Origin of the sequence: Pseudomonas fluorescens group sp. (genome assembly GCF_020093335.1) — a bacterium.
GTDB classification, from domain to species: domain Bacteria; phylum Pseudomonadota; class Gammaproteobacteria; order Pseudomonadales; family Pseudomonadaceae; genus Aquipseudomonas; species Aquipseudomonas petroselini.
In genome coordinates this window covers 589,669-603,660 of the sequence record NZ_JAIOKW010000001.1, presented here as the reverse complement: position 1 = coordinate 603,660, position 13,992 = coordinate 589,669, and the positions used below count along the sequence as shown (strand labels likewise).

The following is a 13,992-nucleotide window of genomic DNA, read 5'->3' as shown; positions in this document are numbered from 1 at the left end:
CGCCAGCAGGCCGATGCCGATGGTCAACACCAAAAAGCCGAACAGGAAAAGTGCCATCTTGGTCATAAGGCCTCCGAAGGGAAGGGGGTAGGAATGGCGCTATTGTCCGCCCAAACAGTGTTTCGATACAGACGCAGATAGCGAAGAAAAAACCGTATCAGATGCCGTTGCCACTGTTCTGCTGCGGGCTTGATGCGGTTGCGGTTTGCTCAAGATCAGCGCCTGAGACAACTCACTTGTTTGCCCCTAAGATGGTGCACATTGCATCAACAATAAGAGTGGGCAAACCCTCGATGGAAAGACGTCAATTCAGCGGTGGCATGAAAGGCAAAAACCTGCGCTACCTCAATGAAACCCAGCAGCCGGCGTCGGTCACTCGCGTTGGCTTCCTGTTGCTCGAACACTTCTCCTTGCCCGCATTTACCCAGACCCTCGACACGGTGGTTACCGCCAACCTGCTGCGCCCCGAACTGTTCGCCTCGCGCACCTTCGGTTTGGACGATGGCGAAGTCATCAGCGACCTGGGCCTGGTAATCCGCCCCGACGCGCGCCTTGATGGGGCGGCCCTGCAAGACCTGGAACTGTTGGTGGTCTGCGGCGGTTTCCGTACTGAACTCAAGGCCAGTGAAGACCTCATCCACCTGCTGCGTACCGCCGCCGAGCACGGTATCGGCCTCGCCGGTCTGTGGAATGGCGCCTGGTTCCTCGGCCGCGCCGGCTTGTTGCAAGGCTATCGCTGCGCCATCCACCCTGAACACCGCCCAGCCCTGGCCGAAGTGTCCAAGGCTGCGCACGTGACCAGCGAACCCTACGTGATCGACCGCGACCGCCTCACGGCTTCAAGCCCCTCAGGCGCGTTCCACATGGCGTTGGACTGGATCAAGGGCCTGCACGACAAGGCACTGGTCGAAGGCATCGAAGACATCCTGGCTTTCGAGGAGTCACGTTACCGGCGGATCAAACCCACCGAAAACGTCAGCGTCAGCGCGCCCCTGCGTGAGGTGGTGAAGCTGATGGACGCCAACCTCGAAGAACCCCTGGAACTGGACCAACTGGCCGTGTACGCCGGCCGCTCGCGCCGCCAACTGGAGCGCCTGTTCAAGGAACAACTGGGCACGACACCGCAACGCTACTACATGGAACTGCGCGTGACCGAAGCGCGGCGGCTGTTGCAGCACACCGAGCTGTCACAGGTGGAGGTGCTGGTGGCGTGCGGGTTTGTTTCGCCGAGTCATTTCAGCAAGTGCTATAGCTCGTATTTCGGATATCGCCCCTCCAAGGAGAAGCGGTTGGTGAAGTGATTGCACTCGATTCCTTCTGTGGTGAGCGGGCTTGCCCCGCGCCGGGCTGCGCAGCAGCCCCAATCAATACAAAATGCGGTGTGTCAGATGCTCCTCACCGTCTGGTTTTGGGGCTGCTGCGCAGCCCGGCGCGGGGCAAGCCCGCTCACTACATAGGCTGCGTGTGCTGTTGTCAGAATCGGTCCAGACGATAAGGCGTGAGTGACTGCACTTGATCCTTGCCCGCCAGCTCTCGCACCATCTCCGCCGTCACCGCCGCCTGCGTCAGCCCCAAATGCTGATGCCCAAACGCAAGCAACACTTTCCCTTCACACACCCGATCAATAATCGGCAGCGAATCCGGTAACGACGGCCGAAACCCCATCCACGGGGTGGCATCCCGTGCACTCAAATCATCGCGGAACAACCCCTTGCTCAGCCGATGCAGTTGCCAGGCGCGTTGCATGTTCGGCGGGCGGTCGAGGCCGGCGAATTCGACGGTGCCGGCCAGGCGCAGGCCGTCGGTCATGGGGGTCATGATGAATTTGCGCTCCAGGGAGGTGACGGCGAATGGCAGGCGATGCTGCTCGTGGGGCAGCATCAGGTGGTAGCCGCGTTCTGTGTCCAGCGGGATTTTTTTGCCGGTGAGCGCGGCGGTGAGTTTGGCCGAGTGGGCGCCGCAGGCGATGAGTACCTGGCGGGCGCTCAAGGCGCCCTGATCGGTGGTCAGTGAGACGCCATGTTCCTCAAGGCGTGCGTCCTTCACCTCGCGCTGGAGGAATTGCACGCCCTGGGCCTTGGCGGCCTGGACCAGTTCGCACACCACGTGGTAAGGGTCGATAAAGTGCCCGGTGCCGGGAAAAAACAGGCCGCCCTGGAGGTGCTCGCTCAGTTGCGGCGCGGCCTGGCGAATGGCATCGCCAGACCAGAACGCCACGGGCACTTGCTGTTGCTGCATGCGCCGTTGCAGGGCCTCGAGGGCCGGGCGTGAGTCGGCCTGTTCAAACACCAACAGCGAGCCATCCTCGCGCAGCAACTGTGGGCGCCCGATGCTGTGCAGCAAGCGCTGCCAGGCGCCCAGGCTGCCTTCATTGAGCGTGCGTATACCCGCGACCGTGCGCTGATAGCTCGCCGGACGCAGGTTCCACAGCAGGCGCAGGAACCAGGGCAGGGCGTGAGGCAGGTATTTCCAATCCAGGCGCAATGGGCCCATGGGGTCCAGCAGCATGCCGGGCAAGCGCTTGAGGATCGACACGTCGGCAATCGGGAACACCTGTTCGGTGGCCAGGTGCCCGGCGTTGCCATAGGAGGCGCCCCTGCCGGGTGCCTGCTGGTCAACCACCACCACGTGCCGACCGAGGCGCGCCAGTTGCAGCGCGCAGGCGACGCCGATAATACCGGCGCCGACCACTACGATATCGGGATCGGACATCGCCTATGCCTCCCTCTGGCCGTCAAGCAAGCGCCGCAGCAGCAAAGGGTTGCCGTGCTGGAGCGCGGCGGGCAGCAACGCATCGGGGAAATCCTGATAACACACGGGGCGCAAAAAACGCTGGATCGCCGCCGTGCCCACCGACGTGCTGCGCGAATCCGAGGTGGCCGGGAACGGACCGCCGTGGACCATGGCATCACACACTTCCACGCCGGTCGGCCAGCCGTTGACCAGCAGGCGGCCGGCCTTGCGCTCAAGCACCGGCAACAGGGCCTTGGCGTCTGGCAAATCGGTTTCGTCCAGGTGCAGAGTGGCCGTGAGTTGACCTTCGAGATGCTCGGAAACCTGGCGGACTTCCTCGGCATCGGCGCAGACGACCATCAAGGAGGCCGCGCCAAAGACCTCGGCTTGCAGGTGTTCATTGGCCAAAAAAGCCTGTGCCTGCGTCACGAACAGATGCGCCTGGCCTTGGTTAGGACCTTCTGCCGCCAGCCCCTTGGCGGCGACCTCGGCGTGTTCCGTCATTGCCGCCACCCCTGAAGCGTAGGCACTGGCAATCCCCGGTGTCAGCATGGTCTGTGCTGCACAGGTCGGCAGCCGTTCACCCGCAGCCTTGATAAAGCGATCCAAAGCGGGCCCTTGTACCCCAATCACCAGTCCAGGGTTGGTGCAGAATTGCCCGGCGCCTTGGGTCAACGAAGCGACAAAACCTTCGGCCAACGCCTCAGCCCTGGCTGCCAACGCCGCCGGGAACAGGTACACCGGGTTGATCGAACTCATTTCCGCGTACACCGGAATCGGCTCCGGCCGCGCCTGCGCCGCTTGGATCAGCGCAAGGCCGCCGCTGCGAGAACCGGTAAAGCCGACGGCCTTGATACGCGGGTCGGTGACCAGCGCAATGCCGACCTCGCGGCCCGAACCGTACAACAGCGAGAACACACCCTCCGGCAGCCCACATGCTTTGACCGCCTGAGCCACCGCTCGGCCGACCCGTTCGCTGGTGCCAGGGTGCGCACCATGGGCCTTGATAATCACCGGGCACCCGGCCGCCAACGCTGAGGCGGTGTCGCCTCCGGCCACGGAAAACGCCAGCGGAAAGTTGCTCGCGCCAAACACGGCCACCGGGCCCAACGCGATGTGGCGCTGACGCAGGTCTGGCCGGGGCAGCGGCTGGCGCTGCGGTTGCGCGGTATCGACCCGCACATCCAGCCATTCCCCGGCGCGGACGGTGCGGGCGAACGTGCGCAGTTGCCCGCAGGTGCGCCCGCGTTCGCCTTGAATGCGCGCGCGGGGCAGGCCGGTTTCGGCAACGGCGCGGTCGATCAGCTCATCGCCCAATGTTTCGATCTGCGCGGCGATGGCTTCAAGCAGCTCTGCGCGCGCTTCCAGCGATGTCTCGCGGTACCCATCAAACGCTGCCCACGCCAAGGCGCATGCCTGTGCGACCTGTTCGCCGTCGCCGCCCAGGTAGGCCGGCTCCAAGGCTGTGTCGGTCGCGGGATTGATCGCCCGGATAGGCTCGCGATTGCCGCCAGTGGCGTGCTGACCGATCAGCATCTTGCCTGTCAGAGTCATGGAATCGTCCTGGAAAAAAGAGGGTGGCCGCTGCGAGCGCCGCAGCGGCACGCAAGGGCTCAGGCGACGTGCTGTTCCGCCGACCAATGGGCGTACCATTGCCGGAACAGCAAGTACTGCGTTTCTGCGTAACGGCGCTGAGCGTCACTGAGCTTATCGGTCTCGTTGAAGTGCAGGGCGTACTCCTTATCGCCGTTAAGCACCATCAGGTGTTTGTAGTACAACACCAGGTCGCAGCCTTCATCGAACGACGACAGCACCGCGAGCGCGGCTTCCAGTTCACGCGCTTGGCGGCGCGCCTTGGCGTCGCCCTTGGCGGCTTTTTTGCTCAGCGCCACCAGTTGCAGGACTTCCCGTGGCAGTGCGTTGCCGATGCCGGTGATCGCACCCGTGGCGTTACAGTTGACGAAGCCGTGCACCACCTGGGTGTCGACACCGACCATCAGGGTCACGTTATCGTCCTGGGACGTGATGTGTTCGGCGGCATAGCGCAGGTCGGCACCGCCGCCGAACTCCTTGAAGCCGATCAGGTTCGGGTGTTCGCGGCGCAGTTCAAAGAACAGCTCGGCGCGGGTGGCGAAGCCGTAATACGGGCTGTTGTAGATCACGGCCGGCAGGTTCGGCGCGGCCTTGAGAATCGCCGAGAAGTGCGCCTTTTGCGCGGTGGCCGAGGCACCACGGGACAAGACGCGCGGAATCACCATCAGGCCATGGGCGCCGACCTTGGCGGCGTGGGCCGCGTGGGCTACTGCCTCACGGCTGTTGACCGCACCCGTACCGACGATGGTCGGCACGCCGGCCGCCACCAGCCGCGCCACGCCTTCCTGGCGCTCGGCCTCGGTGAGCAACGGCCAGTCGCCCATGGAACCGCAATACACCACGGCGCTCATGCCGATATCGATCAACTCGCGGCCCTTGGCAACCAGGGCATCGAAGTCCGGCTTGCGCGCGGGCGTGCACGGGGTCATCAGGGCGGGGATGCAGCCGGTGAAGATGTTGTCGCTCATTGTGCTAACTCCTGCAATCGTTCAGTTAAAGGTGGCCCGGGCTCAAATGCCCCAGGCGAAAGGGTCCTGTTCGTCGATCAGCAAGGTGCTGTCGGCGGTCATATAGGCGCGGCCGGTGATGAAGGGGCGCACGCGTTCGCCGTCCCACTCATAGCGGCCTTCGAATTGGCTGCCGGTGATGCTCGCTTGTGTCCAGGTTGCTCCGGGCGCAAGTGTTCCATCGGCGGCCAGGCAGGCCAGCTTGGCGCTGGTGCCGGTGCCGCACGGTGAGCGGTCGTAGGCTTTGCCGGGGCACATGACGAAATTGCGGCTGTCAGCGTGGTCGTCGTCGGCAAACAGCTCGATATGGTCGATCAGCGCGCCGTCTGCACCGTGGATACCTTGGTCTTCAAGGGCCTTGAGCATCGCCCAGGTGTAGTCGGTGAGGGCATCGACGTTGTCCATCTGCAAGCGCTGGCCGTGTTCGGACACGAGGAAAAACCAGTTGCCGCCCCAGGCAACATCGCCCAGCACCACCCCGTGGCCCGGCACCTCCACCGGCACTTGGCGGCGATGGCGGTAGGCGGGCACATTGCCCAGGGTCACGGCGCCGTCTTCGTGCAATGTTGCTTCTACCAGGCCGACAGGCGTGTCGATGCGATGCATGCCGGGTGCGATGCGACCCACGTGGTGCAAGGAGGCGACCAGGCCAATCGTGCCGTGCCCGCACATGCCCAGGTAGCCGGCGTTATTGAAGAAGATCACGCCGCAGATGGCGCCCGGCGTGACCGGCTCGCAGTACAGCGCGCCGACCAGAACATCGTTACCACGCGGTTCCAGAATGCAGGCGCGGCGCCATTTGTCATGCTCGCTGCGCAGGTTATTCAGCTGCTCAGCCAGGGTGTTGCCGATGAGCTTGGGGAAACCGTTCATCACCAGGCGCGTCGGTTCGCCGCCGGTGTGGGAGTCGATCACATGCAATCGCTTCATAAAACGCTCCAGAATCAGTGGGTGGCCGGGGTCAGCGGGGCACGGCCGAGGGGCTCGTCGACCGCTTCGCTTTCATCGGCTTCGTGTTCCAGGCGCACCAGATGGGCCGGCACGCCAGTGGCTGCGCCCCAGTAGTAAATGCCTAGCGCGCAGACCGCGACGACGAGGGTGTCAAACGGGTGGGCGAGTACGCCGATACCGCCAAAGCTGCCGAGCTTGGAGAGCAAAAGGGTCACCGCATAGAAGCCGATCAGCCACGCGGATGAGCGCACTTGCTGCTTGAGGTTGAGGTGCGCGGTCGGCACCCAGCGCGCGCACAGCAGGTACACCCCGAACATCAGGATTTGCAGGCCGAGCAGCCAGGAAACCGTACTCCAGCCCGACCAATACACGATCAACGCGGCGATGATGAACGACAATGGGCCGAGCACCGCCATGCCCTTGACCCGGAACGGCCGCGCCATCTGCGGTGCATTGCGTCGCAGTGCCGCGACGGTGACCGGGGCGACCGCATAGCTGAGGATCAACGCGGCGGACACCACATTGATCAGCGCTTCCCAGGACGGGAACGGCAGGGTCCAGAACACCGACAAGCCAAAGGTCAGCCACAGCGCCGGTCGGGGGATGCCGGATTTCTCATCGATACGCGTGAAAATCTTGAAGAACGTGCCCGTCTGCGCCCAGCCATACACCACACGTGGGGTGGCGTTCATGTAGATGTTGCCGCAGCCGCTGGGGGAGATCACCGCGTCGGCCACCACCAGGTACGCCAGCCAACCCACGCCCAGCGCCAGGGCGATATCCCGATAGGGCAGCGCCAGTTGTTTGCTGATCCCGGCCCAGCCATCGGCAAGCATTTCCGTGGGCACGCCACCGAGGAACGCGGTTTGCAGCAACACGTAAATGGCGGTCGAGAGCAGTACCGAAAGGATCAACGCAATCGGAATGGTGCGTTGCGGGTTCTTCACTTCGCTGGCCACCGAGATGATCGGCGTGAGCCCCAGGTAGGCGAAAATCACACCGCCGGCCGACACCGCCATCTCGATGCCTGACAGACCAAACGGCGCGAAACCCTGCACCTGGAAATTCGCCGGCTTGAAGAAGGTGAAGAGCATGCCAATCACCAGCAACGGCACAATGAACTTGAACACGCTCACCAGGTTATTGGCGATGGCGAAGGTTTTCACGCTGCGGTAATTGAGGATAAAGAACAGGCACAGCAGGGCGAACTGCACCAGCCAGCCGAGGGTGGTCGGGTCGCTGGAACCGGCTTTGGTCAGCTCGGGAAACCACGCCGCAGCGTATTGGCGCGAGGCGACCACCTCGATGGCCACCAGGCTGGAGAACGCAATCAGCGTGATAGAACCCATGAGGTAGCCCAGCAGCGGGCCGTGGGAGTAGACCGGGTAGCGCACCACGCCGCCGGCGCGCGGCAATGCGGCGCCCAGTTCGCAGTACACGATGCCCAGCAGCAGCACCGCGAAACCACCGATCAGCCAGGAAATGATGCCCGCAGGACCTGCAATGGCGGAGACGTGACTGGCCGCAAACAACCAGCCCGAACCAAAGATGGCGCCCAGCCCGATAAAGGTGAGGTCCATCAATGAAAGTTGTTTCTTGAACTTGCCTTGACCTGACATAGCGTCGCCTTCTTGTGAGTTATTGGATAGGCATGCAGTGCCCCTACAGTGAACTCATGAACGGCGGCGCGATTGATGTTTTTTGCCGACAACGATGACGAAATCAGCACAGTTTGCACCGCTCGACAGCGCCTCGGGCATCGGGCAATCTGCTACGCGTCGAGGCCGTCAGTGGGGATCAACCGTCATGATGCAGAGCGCGTTTGCGACCCTTTGCCAAGGGCCTGAGGCCAATCGGCCCCACAGCATCGAGCAGCTATTGGCCGGCGTGGCGCAGTTACTGCCGATGCTCGATGTGATCCCCAATGCGGCGATTTTCATCAAGGACACCGAGGCCCGTTATGTGCTCGCCAACCACACCCTGGTGCAGCGCTGTGGCCTCAAGCACCTGCAACCGTTGCTGGGCAAGACCAGTGCTGAAGTGTTCCCCGCGCAACTGGGGCCGGGTTACACCGAACAGGATCAGCGCGTGCTGGAGCAGGGGTTTGTACTGGAGGACCAGCTGGAATTGCACCTCTATGGCACCCGTGAACCGGGTTGGTGCCTCACCCACAAGTGGCCGCTGTACAACCACATGGGCGCCATCATCGGCCTGGCGGGCATCTCGGTGGACCTGCAAACCGCCAGCGAAAGTCATCCGGCCTACCAACGCCTGGCGGCCGTCGACGCGCACATCCGCGCGCACTTCAATCGCCGCGTCACCCTGGGTGAGCTGACGCGCATCGCAGGCATTTCCGTGGCGCAACTGGAGCGTTACTGCAAACGCGTGTTCCACCTCACGCCCCGGCAGATGATCCAGAAGGTGCGGTTGGAGCATGCCCACCGCTTGTTGCACACCGACATGCCGATCACCGAGGTGGCGCTGCAGTGCGGGTACACCGATCACAGTGCTTTTACTCGCCAGTTCAAGGCCTCGACGGGGTTTACGCCAAGGCAGTATCGGGAGACCTGAGCACCTACCTGCTGGGGCGTTAATGAACACCCAACTGTGTGCAGGCTGCCTGTGGTGAGGGGGGCTTGTCCCTCGACGGGTTCACCGCCGACCCAAGGGGCTGCTTCGCAGCCCGGCGCAGGGCAAGCCTGCTCACCACAGCAAGCCCGCACGGTGATCGCTTTGTGTCAGTGCGGCCAGCGCAATGCAACGAATGGCCCGCACAACCCTCATATGTTCACGAGTAATGCTTCACGACGACAGGTATCAGGCTTATGACGGCGGCTGAAAACAACCATGTGAACTGGCTGGTGGAACAATCGATGCTGCACGCGGCACGCCAGCGGGCCAAGCTCTATTCGGGCCAAGGCCGGTTGTGGCAGCAACCCTATGCGCAGACGCGGCCACGGGATGCCTCGGCCTTGTCGTCCGTGTGGTTTACCGCCTACCCGGCGTCGATCGTGACCCGTGAAGGCGGTACGGTGTTGGAGGCGCTGGGGGATGAAGCGCTGTGGCATGCCTTGTCGAAGATCGGTATTCAAGGCATCCATAACGGCCCGTTGAAAAAATCCGGCGGCCTGAACGGCTCGGAGCACACGCCCACCATCGACGGCAATTTCGACCGCATCAGTTTCGAGATCGACCCGCAACTGGGCACCGAAGCGCAATTGCAGGCGTTGACGCGCATGGCGGCGGCGCACAATGCGGTGATCATCGACGACGTAATCCCGTCCCATACCGGCAAGGGCGCGGATTTTCGCCTGGCCGAGATGGCGTACGAGGATTATCCCGGCCTTTACCATATGGTGGAGATCCGCGAAGAAGATTGGTCATTGCTTCCTGACGTCGCAGAGGGCCGCGATGCGCAGAACCTCAGCCCCGTCCAGGTTGATGCGTTGCGTGATAAACACTACATCGTCGGCCAGTTGCAGCGCGTGATCTTCTTTGAACCCGGCGTCAAGGAAACCGACTGGAGCGCCACAAACGTGGTGTTGGGCGTGGATGGCAAGCCGCGCCGCTGGGTGTACCTGCATTACTTCAAGGAAGGCCAACCGTCGCTGAATTGGTTGGACCCGACCTTCGCCGCGCAACAGATGATCATCGGCGATGCCCTGCATGCCATCGACGTGATGGGGGCGAAGATCCTGCGCCTGGACGCCAATGGGTTCCTCGGCGTGGAACGCAAGCTGGACGGCACGGCCTGGTCCGAGAGCCATCCGCTGTCGATCACCGGTAACCAACTGCTGGGCGGGGCGATTCGCAAAGCCGGTGGCTTCAGCTTCCAGGAGTTGAACCTCACCGTGGATGACATTGCGTCCATGTCTCACGGCGGTGCCGATCTGTCCTACGACTTCATCACCCGCCCTGCATACCAGCACGCGTTGCTGATGGGCGACGCCGAGTTCCTGCGCCTGATGCTGCGCGAAATGCACCGCCAGGGCATCGATCCCGGTTCGCTGATCCATGCGTTGCAGAATCACGATGAATTGACCCTGGAATTGGTGCACTTCTGGACCCTGCACGCCCATGACACCTTCCTGTACCAGGGCCAGACCTTCCCCGGCAATATCCTGCGCGAGCATATTCGCGAACAGATGTACGAACGCCTGACCGGCGAACATGCCCCCTACAACCTCAAGTTTGTGACCAATGGCGTGTCCTGCACCACCGCCAGCATCATCACGGCGGCGCTGGGGATTCGAGATCTGGAGGCCATTACCGCGGCGGATATTCTGCAGATTCGCCAGATCCATTTGCTGTTGGTGATGTACAACGCCATGCAGCCTGGGGTATTTGCCTTGTCGGGCTGGGACTTGGTGGGCGCGTTGCCGCTGGCCGCCGAAGAGGTCGAGCATTTGATGCAGGATGGCGACACGCGCTGGATTCATCGCGGCGCCTATGACCTGGTGGACCTGAACCCGGACGCAGAATTGTCCGCCGGCCATATGCCGCGCTCGAAAAGCTTGTATGGCAGCCTCAACAGCCAATTGCAGGACCCTGAGTCCTTCGCCTCGCAACTGCAGAAAATCCTCGCGGTGCGCCGGGCCTACGACATCGCCGCCAGCCGCCAGATCCAGGTGCCGGAAGTGCAAAACCCAGGGCTGTTGGTGATGGTCCACGAATTGCCGGCCGGCAAAGGCACGCAAATCACTGCGTTGAACTTCGGCGCCACGCCGATCACCGAGACCCTGCACCTGCCGGATATCGCTGCGGGGATGGTGGTGGACATCATCAACGAACGGGTCGAGGGGGATTTGACGGCGGAGGGAGCGTTCACCATCACGCTGGATGCGTATGAAGGGTTGGCGCTAAGGGTCGTCAGCAGCGCCCCTATCTGACGCCCCGATACCCGGTCACCTTGCGCCTGGCAGCGCAAAGTAACCGGGTGAGTCTGTGCAAGGCGTTCGCAAAGGGTGAGCGGCAGCCTCCGGCAGGCTGCGCTTGGAACGGGCCATGAACCACTCCAGTACCAGGTATTCCGGTAAGCCGCAGCGCCAGTAACGCTCACCGTGGCTGGGCAGGTGCACCTGTTCGCTGTCGGCAGGCCGGCCATAGATAAACACGTTCGCGATGTCGTAGGCATCAAACGCCGAACCCGCTACGCCAGGCTTGCGTACCACGTGGTCAGCGGCCAGCAGCACATCGAAGCGCCTTAGCCCGGCGCGACTCAATTGCCGGCCTTCCCGGTCGCTGCTGGCGGTGGCGATGCAGTGATAGCCCATGCGGTTCAGCAGCTTTTCGATCTGCACGACATGGGCGTGAAGCGAATCCAAGATGAGGATCCGCAGGTGTTTGTCGATCATGGCGAGGGTACCTGTCAGCTGTGCGCCGGGCGCGTTCCACATAGGGGTCGGGAAGGGGCCAGCGTACCGATGTCAGGCAGGAGATGATTTAAGACGGGTCTGAAAAAACACGGAGGCGAGCGAACATCCCGATTCGTGATGCCGCCCGCCACCTACCCGCGATGGGGCTAATCAGTAGCGCTGCGGCACGATGAGTTCCGGCGGCGTCGGGCTGCGCGAATAATCCTCCTGCCTCACGCGCTGCGGCAGTTCGATCACCGGCAGCTCGACTTCTTCATACGGCATCTGCCCAAGCAAGTGGTGGATGCAGTTGAGTCGGGCTTTCTTCTTGTCATCGGCTTGTACCACCCACCACGGCGCTTCGGCGATGTGGGTGCGTTCGAGCATGATTTCCTTGGCCTTCGTATAGGCTTCCCAGCGCCGACGCGACTCAAGGTCCATGGGGCTGAGTTTCCATTGCTTGAGCGGGTCGTGAATGCGACTGAGAAAACGCAGGTGCTGTTCCTGGTCGGAGATCGAAAACCAGTACTTGATCAGTTGGATACCGGAGCGGGCGAGCATCCGTTCGAACTCCGGAACGGTGCGGAAGAACTCTTCGTACTGGTCCTCGTTGCAAAAACCCATGACTTGCTCGACACCGGCGCGGTTGTACCAGCTGCGGTCGAACAGCACGATTTCGCCGGCGGCCGGCAGGTGTGAGACGTAGCGCTGGAAGTACCACTGCGTCTGTTCGCGGTCATTTGGCGCCGGCAACGCAGCCACTCGGCAGACCCTCGGGTTCAGGCGCTGGGTGATGCGCTTGATCACGCCACCCTTGCCGGCGGCATCCCGTCCTTCGAACAGGATCACCACCTTGTGGCCGGTCTTGACCACCCAGCTCTGCAATTTCACCAGTTCGCCTTGCAGGCGGAACAGTTCGCTGAAATAAATGCGGCGTGCGGCTTTTTCGCTTCCTTCACCGACGTGCTCATCAAACAGCGCGTTCAGGTCATGGCCATCTTCGGATAATTCCAGTTCCAGCTCTTCGTCACTGTGATCGAGCAATTCACGGTGGATGCGCTGTATCAAGGTGTCTTCTAGTGAGGACATGGCGGAACTCGCGTCGTGGGGGATGGCAAAGTCTTAGTCGCATTTTGTTACGAACCAATGACCACAAAATGCGGTGTTGTGGCGGGAGAGGGGGACAACTGGGCGTTTTGCCACTGCACGTTCATAAAACCGTAACAAGATTGTTGCAGAGTTGCCGAGCCCGAAATCACAAGGATTTTCCTTAATGAAACGTCTGATGAAGTCTGCTGCACTCGCCGTTGCGGTTTCTCTCAGTGCCACCTCGGTGTTTGCCGCCGAAAGCATCCGCCTGACCGGTTCCGGTGCGAGTTTCCCAGCGCCGATCTACCTCACCTGGTTCAAGGATTTCAGCAAGAAAACCGAAGGTGTCACGGTTGACTACCAGTCCAAGGGGAGCGGTGCGGGTGTACAGGACTTCCTGAACAAGACCGTCGATTTCGCCGCCAGCGACTCGGCCATGAAAGACGAAGACATCGCCAAGGTGGCCGAAGGCGTGCAACTGCTGCCGATGACCGCGGGTGAAATCGTGCTGGCGTTTAACCTGCCGGGCAATCCTAAAGAGCTCAAATTGCCTCGCGATGTGTACTCGAACATCTTCCTGGGCAAGATCACCAAGTGGAACGATCCAAAGATCGTTGCCGCCAACCCAGGCCTGAAACTGCCTGACATGCCGATCACCGTTGTGGTGCGTGCAGACTCCAGCGGCACCACCGCCGTCTTCACCAAGCACCTGGCGGCGATCAACCCTGAGTTCCAGAAGGACTTGGGCGAAGGCAACACCGTCAACTGGCCCGCCAGCGACAAATTCATCAAGTCGCCGAAGAACGATGGTGTGACCGCCACCGTACGCCAGACCCCAGGCGCAATCGGCTACATCGAGTACGGCTTCGCCAAGCTGGCCAAGGTTGACTTTGCCCAACTGCAGAACAAGGCCGGCAAGTACGTGGTACCGAACGCCGAAAGCGGCGCCGAAGCACTGGCCGCGGTGAAAATGCCGGAAAGCCTGGTGGCCTGGCTGCCGGATCCGGATGGCGCCAAGTCCTACCCGATCACGTCCTATACCTGGATGATCTTCCGCAAGGACAACGGCAACCCAGCCAAGGCCAAGGCCATGCGTGAAATGGTCGAGTACAGCTTGACTGAAGGTCAGAAAATCGCTGATTCGATGGGCTACATCCCGCTGCCGCCATCGGTGGTCGAACAGGTTCGTAAAGCGTCCGCCAACATTAAGTAAGGCTCGCCAGGCCGCTCTCGGTGAGGGTTTCATCCTTGCCGGGAGCGTTCCC

At 62.1% G+C, this 13,992-nt stretch carries 11 protein-coding genes; 4 read left to right on the top strand and 7 right to left on the bottom strand.

Annotated elements, in window-relative coordinates:
* Window positions 1-320: 320 nt before the first annotated feature.
* The gene (locus K7431_RS02655; RefSeq protein WP_043205407.1) at window positions 321-1,301 is read left to right on the top strand and encodes a GlxA family transcriptional regulator; all 981 of its coding nucleotides are present in this window, start codon (window positions 321-323) and stop codon (window positions 1,299-1,301) included.
* A gap of 172 nt (window positions 1,302-1,473) precedes the next feature.
* Here K7431_RS02655 and K7431_RS02650 read toward each other — a convergent pair whose 3' ends face one another.
* From K7431_RS02650 to K7431_RS02630, 5 genes are read right to left on the bottom strand one after another with little or no spacing between them, the layout of a single operon-like run.
* A complete protein-coding gene (locus tag K7431_RS02650) occupies window positions 1,474-2,712 on the bottom strand; it encodes an NAD(P)/FAD-dependent oxidoreductase (protein WP_012724488.1) in 1,239 nt (412 codons plus the stop codon).
* A 3-nt stretch (window positions 2,713-2,715) separates the two neighbouring features.
* Complete coding sequence (locus tag K7431_RS02645; protein ID WP_012724487.1) at window positions 2,716-4,287, bottom strand: aldehyde dehydrogenase (NADP(+)); 1,572 nt, start codon at window positions 4,285-4,287, stop codon at window positions 2,716-2,718.
* A gap of 59 nt (window positions 4,288-4,346) precedes the next feature.
* Window positions 4,347-5,294, bottom strand: a complete 948-nt coding sequence (locus K7431_RS02640) for a dihydrodipicolinate synthase family protein (protein WP_012724486.1) — start codon at window positions 5,292-5,294, stop codon at window positions 4,347-4,349.
* A gap of 42 nt (window positions 5,295-5,336) precedes the next feature.
* A complete protein-coding gene (locus K7431_RS02635; protein ID WP_012724485.1) occupies window positions 5,337-6,263 on the bottom strand; it encodes a 4-hydroxyproline epimerase in 927 nt (308 codons plus the stop codon).
* A gap of 14 nt (window positions 6,264-6,277) precedes the next feature.
* Complete coding sequence (locus tag K7431_RS02630; protein ID WP_012724484.1) at window positions 6,278-7,903, bottom strand: APC family permease; 1,626 nt, start codon at window positions 7,901-7,903, stop codon at window positions 6,278-6,280.
* 187 nt (window positions 7,904-8,090) lie between these two features.
* Here K7431_RS02630 and K7431_RS02625 point away from each other — a divergent pair, with 187 nt between their 5' ends.
* Together K7431_RS02625 and treS are read left to right on the top strand one after the other, a co-directional pair.
* Window positions 8,091-8,855, top strand: a complete 765-nt coding sequence (locus K7431_RS02625; protein ID WP_012724483.1) for an AraC family transcriptional regulator — start codon at window positions 8,091-8,093, stop codon at window positions 8,853-8,855.
* A 254-nt stretch (window positions 8,856-9,109) separates the two neighbouring features.
* A complete protein-coding gene (gene treS / locus K7431_RS02620) occupies window positions 9,110-11,173 on the top strand; it encodes a maltose alpha-D-glucosyltransferase (RefSeq protein WP_012724482.1) in 2,064 nt (687 codons plus the stop codon).
* Window positions 11,174-11,188: 15 nt separating this feature from the next.
* Here treS and K7431_RS02615 read toward each other — a convergent pair whose 3' ends face one another.
* Window positions 11,189-11,638 carry a hypothetical protein gene (locus K7431_RS02615; protein ID WP_043205405.1) on the bottom strand — a complete coding sequence of 150 codons (450 nt, stop codon included), beginning with the start codon at window positions 11,636-11,638 and terminating at the stop codon, window positions 11,189-11,191.
* Window positions 11,639-11,809: 171 nt separating this feature from the next.
* Complete coding sequence (gene ppk2 / locus K7431_RS02610; RefSeq protein WP_012724480.1) at window positions 11,810-12,727, bottom strand: polyphosphate kinase 2; 918 nt, start codon at window positions 12,725-12,727, stop codon at window positions 11,810-11,812.
* 184 nt (window positions 12,728-12,911) lie between these two features.
* Between ppk2 and pstS the strand changes: the two genes are divergently transcribed.
* On the top strand, window positions 12,912-13,940 hold the full coding sequence (gene pstS, locus K7431_RS02605; protein ID WP_012724479.1) for a phosphate ABC transporter substrate-binding protein PstS: 1,029 nt from the start codon (window positions 12,912-12,914) through the stop codon (window positions 13,938-13,940).
* The last annotated feature ends 52 nt before the right edge of the window (window positions 13,941-13,992 follow it).